Consider the following 3865-nt stretch of genomic DNA (forward strand, 5'->3'; position numbering starts at 1 on the left):
CTACAATCTATACTCAGCACTGTTACAAACATTGTCTAATAGACGTCATTTTGCCTCTTATTGTGCCACGCGGATACCACTAGGCGATTACTAATTCGTAAGGCGCAAGTTCACCACGTAGCGGGGTAATATATCAGCTACGCTATTGACCACATCCTATAGACAATGCGGTGCGCAGCAATACCTATTATCTAAAGAGAACCTCCATGAGAAAATTTCTGATCTTTTTTGCCGCAGGCTGCCTAGGCGCTCTTGTTAATAGCCTGGCCATTTGGCTGCTTGGCGACCAAGGCATAACCACTCGCCTAGGTATTGCCATTGCGCCCAATCTAACGCCAAGCTGGCTTTATCCACGTATTGTCTGGGGAGGTATTTGGGGTTTATTGTTTGTGCTACCGATGCAGACATCACGCCCACTTAGCCAGGGCTTAGTGCTGAGTCTATTCCCGACGGCCGTTCAACTACTCCTCATTTTCCCGCAAGCTCAGAAAGGTTTAGGCGGCCTAGAGCTAGGTCTATATACCCCAATTCTGGTGTTAACCATCAATGGGGTGTGGGGCGTAACAACGGCACTCACGATTCGCTACGCCCGCTAACAGCGGCAAAGAAATCAGCCCGCACCGTCGCAACGGTGCGGTGCCGCGACTTTATTTGGCGGCCTTTTTGGTCGCACCGCTTATTGCATCTGGTTCGGAGCCATCCAGCCCCTTAACGATGGCCTCGGCGCGCAGTACACATAATTTCGTAATCGACAATAGCAACTCAATTTCATCGAGCATCGCCGCCTGATAACTCGCCATTATCGAGCGCCCCTGCGCGGTGGTCGCCGCACCGCCTGCTGCTTCAATATGAGCATCACCGGCAATTAACACGCCAAATTGCTTCGTTTTCCAGTCGTCGAACATTGCGTTCCACGCCCTAAGTTCAGTTTTTAACTCATAATTTCGACGACTAACAAGCCGCTTATTCGCCTCAATAACAGCCGTATCCGTACAGGGCGTGTCACAGGGCGCCATGCTCCTACTGATCTCCAGTTGACTGCTACCAAAAGCCGCCTGTAGCCAACGCTTGCGCTTGCCTAGCACCGCCTTAGGCGCTGCATCACCCTGGGCGTGCGCCAAGTAGTCAGCAAAGCTGCGAGCCGCCGCCTGCACCTCAACGCTATCTGGAATACTAGTCGCTACGCTTATTGGTATGCTCGGTGTTGCCCCGCCATTCAGTGTCGCAATTTTTGCGCGTTCAGCAGCCAAGGCCGCCGCTACGGCGACAAACTTGGCCTGCACTATCTCCCCTTCATTGACCCAAGTAAGCGCCTCGGTGACATCCGCTGGCGGCCTTGGTACTGCACTGTACAGGTCAGAAAGTGGCGTCGCGGCATGGCCAACAGTCGCAGCAAAGCAGAGAGCTATCGCCAAGGTTCGACGTATAAGTAACGAAGGTATCAATATCATTATATACTTTTCCAAAATCAACAGGGATGGCTTAACACCATACAAGCAAAAATGGAGCCTAGATTTACCCCAGACCTAAATTCACGCTAGCGCCTCGCCCGCCAAGCCTTTGCAGTCACCTACCCTGATTGACTAGTCACAACACCATTGCCGCGCACCAAAGTAGACCACAGAATCAAAGACACTCCTCAAGAGGAGCGCCAAAATGGACAGCGCCCTACGCATTTGCTGGCATCGTCGGTAATTTACTTCTATAAATAAACTCGACCGCGGCGGAACAGCCGCGTTAAACCAAGTTGCAATTCACCAAGAGAGCCACAGCCATGTTCACCGAATTTAAAAAATTTGCCATGCGCGGAAATGTTGTGGATATGGCCGTGGGTATTATTATCGGCGGCGCCTTTGGCACCATCGTCAAAAGCCTGGTTGCTGACGTCATCATGCCGCCCATCGGGCTATTACTCGGCGGGGTCAACTTTGCTGATTTATTTGTCATCTTAAAAGACGGCGCCGTTGCCGGCCCCTACGCCAATTTGGCGGCCGCCCAAGCTGCCGGGGCAGTGACCGTCAATTACGGGGTGTTTTTCAATGCGGTGTTAAGCTTTGTGATCGTCGCATTCTCAGTTTTTATGCTGATTAAAAGCATGAACAATATGCAAAAAGCAGATGAGGCTGCCCCCGCGGCACCGACCACCAAAGACTGCCCCCAATGCCTCTCTAAAATTGCGATTAAGGCCAGCCGCTGTCCGCACTGTACCTCGACGCTAACGCCCTAGGAGATGCAGGGTAGTCGCTAGGCTAACGCTGAGCTTCAGTCATGAGCTTATCCATGGGCATATTAAGTTTGCGCCAGACGTCCTTGCCCAAGGAAGCAATTATCTGCGCTTTGTTTGCCGCTAAAATTTCTCGCCTTGCCGTGTAAACCATGCCCGACTGAAGTTCAGCTTCCACCCCGGCCAAGACATAGAGGTGGCGCTGGGGGCTCACCGCTTTATCGAGCACGCTAATGCCTTTAAAATGCGCCACTTGTGCCCAGTCGACACGATTAGTCACGGATAATCGCACGCCCGCCGGTAGTTCCGCCTGTAGTTCGGCGGCGGCGTGAGCATAAATTTTGGATACCACAGCGGTCATTGCGCTTTTGCCCGCCAAGCGGTTTTGCAATGAAATCGACGGCATCCGGCTTTTGTCGCCAACCGCCAAGAATCCGGCCCCCTCAAAATCACCTTCACTACACAGCCAATCTGGCGCTTGCCCGCGATCACTATCTGGGTAGCCACACTCGGCGTGTGCTGGCGCACTCACCATGAAATAAACTACTAAACACAGCGGCAATAATGCGCGCATTGAACTCTCCATTTGCTTTGCACGGGCCAGAATCGGCGCGTTTAAAAAGATGAGCCTGCCGTTTTCAAAAAGGCGACTTCGGCGGCCGTCGATTCGCGACCTAAAATAGCATTGCGGTGGGGATAGCGGCCAAATTCTTTGATGATCTGCTGGTGCTTTATCGCAAAACGATAGTTATCGGCCAAACCCAGCCCCTCGTATAAGCGGAGCGAGGCATTTTGAATAGCCTCCGACTCGCTGTGCATATAAGGCATATACATAAACACCCGCTGCGGTTGACTCAAGTCTTCGTCGGCACGAGCCCGAATTGCTTCTTGCGCTAAAATCAAGGCCTGGCCGTCGGCGGCAAACGCCTTGGCCTGGTCGCGGTAGATATTGCGTGAAAACTGGTCTAGCACGATGATTTCGGCCAAGCGGCCCATGGCCTTGTAGCGCCATGAATACAATTCGCCAGCAACGGCAGCCTGATGAACCTCGCCAAATTGATTGGCTATATATTGATCAAGATCTGGGTCTTTACGAAAATGCGCCGCGGCGGGTAGCTCATTGAACCAAAAATCGATTACTTTTTGAAAATGCATTAAAGCCTTCGCTCATCCTAACTATTCATCAGCATACCTTAGCCCTCTTTAGGCAACCATAGTAAGTTCGCAATTACCCTCATCTCCCCGACACTGCTAGAATAGCCGAGCTCAATACGCAATCATCGCAATACTTAGGGAGCATGGCATGGCCAAGGCAAAAACAGTGAATTTTGAAACCGCCCTTTCTGAGCTGGAAAAGCTCGTGCAAAGCATGGAATCAGGGGATCTCAGTCTCGAGCATTCATTAAAAGCCTTTGAAGACGGCATGCAATTAAGTCGAGACTGCCAGCAAGCTTTGGCCGACGCCGAGCAGAAAGTACAGCTGCTAATGAACAAAGACGGAGAAATCGTTAGTAAAACCCTCGTTGCGGAAGATTGATTAATGACCCCAGATTTCGCCAATTTCCTCGCGCACTGCCAACAACGTGTCCAGCAAGCACTGCCCAGCCTACTTGGTAATATCGGCAGCGAATATGCAGACGC

Annotated in this window: 6 protein-coding genes; 3 read left to right on the plus strand and 3 right to left on the minus strand. The window is 51.7% G+C overall.

Annotated elements, in window-relative coordinates:
* The first annotated feature begins 206 nt into the window (after positions 1 to 206).
* Complete coding sequence (locus tag ABYP33_RS17850; RefSeq protein WP_373092571.1) at positions 207 to 596, plus strand: hypothetical protein; 390 nt, start codon at positions 207 to 209, stop codon at positions 594 to 596.
* A 51-nt stretch (positions 597 to 647) separates the two neighbouring features.
* Here the strand turns inward: ABYP33_RS17850 and ABYP33_RS17855 are convergent, their stop codons facing one another.
* On the minus strand, positions 648 to 1451 hold the full coding sequence (locus ABYP33_RS17855) for a hypothetical protein (protein ID WP_373092573.1): 804 nt from the start codon (positions 1449 to 1451) through the stop codon (positions 648 to 650).
* Between the two features lie 323 nt (positions 1452 to 1774).
* Here ABYP33_RS17855 and mscL point away from each other — a divergent pair, with 323 nt between their 5' ends.
* Positions 1775 to 2227 carry a large-conductance mechanosensitive channel protein MscL gene (mscL, locus tag ABYP33_RS17860; protein ID WP_373092575.1) on the plus strand — a complete coding sequence of 151 codons (453 nt, stop codon included), beginning with the start codon at positions 1775 to 1777 and terminating at the stop codon, positions 2225 to 2227.
* 22 nt (positions 2228 to 2249) lie between these two features.
* Here the strand turns inward: mscL and ABYP33_RS17865 are convergent, their stop codons facing one another.
* Entirely contained in the window at positions 2250 to 2798 is a 549-nt protein-coding gene (locus ABYP33_RS17865; RefSeq protein ID WP_373092577.1) for a hypothetical protein, read from the minus strand.
* A 41-nt stretch (positions 2799 to 2839) separates the two neighbouring features.
* Positions 2840 to 3379, minus strand: a complete 540-nt coding sequence (locus ABYP33_RS17870) for a DUF924 family protein (RefSeq protein ID WP_373092580.1) — start codon at positions 3377 to 3379, stop codon at positions 2840 to 2842.
* Between the two features lie 148 nt (positions 3380 to 3527).
* On the opposite strand from ABYP33_RS17870, the gene ABYP33_RS17875 reads away from it, so the two are divergent.
* Entirely contained in the window at positions 3528 to 3761 is a 234-nt protein-coding gene (locus ABYP33_RS17875) for an exodeoxyribonuclease VII small subunit (protein WP_373092581.1), read from the plus strand.
* Positions 3762 to 3865: the final 104 nt, after the last annotated feature.

The sequence above is a fragment of the Zhongshania sp. genome (genome assembly GCF_041584495.1).
In the GTDB taxonomy this organism is placed as follows: domain Bacteria; phylum Pseudomonadota; class Gammaproteobacteria; order Pseudomonadales; family Spongiibacteraceae; genus Spongiibacter.

Coding starts and splice junctions, on each gene's coding strand:
- mscL (WP_373092575.1), top strand. CDS start 1,775: ATGTTCACCGAATTTAAAAAATTTGCCATGCGCGGAAATGTTGTGGAT.
- ABYP33_RS17870 (WP_373092580.1), bottom strand. CDS start 3,379: ATGCATTTTCAAAAAGTAATCGATTTTTGGTTCAATGAGCTACCCGCC.
- ABYP33_RS17875 (WP_373092581.1), top strand. CDS start 3,528: ATGGCCAAGGCAAAAACAGTGAATTTTGAAACCGCCCTTTCTGAGCTG.
- ABYP33_RS17855 (WP_373092573.1), bottom strand. CDS start 1,451: ATGATATTGATACCTTCGTTACTTATACGTCGAACCTTGGCGATAGCT.
- ABYP33_RS17865 (WP_373092577.1), bottom strand. CDS start 2,798: ATGCGCGCATTATTGCCGCTGTGTTTAGTAGTTTATTTCATGGTGAGT.
- ABYP33_RS17850 (WP_373092571.1), top strand. CDS start 207: ATGAGAAAATTTCTGATCTTTTTTGCCGCAGGCTGCCTAGGCGCTCTT.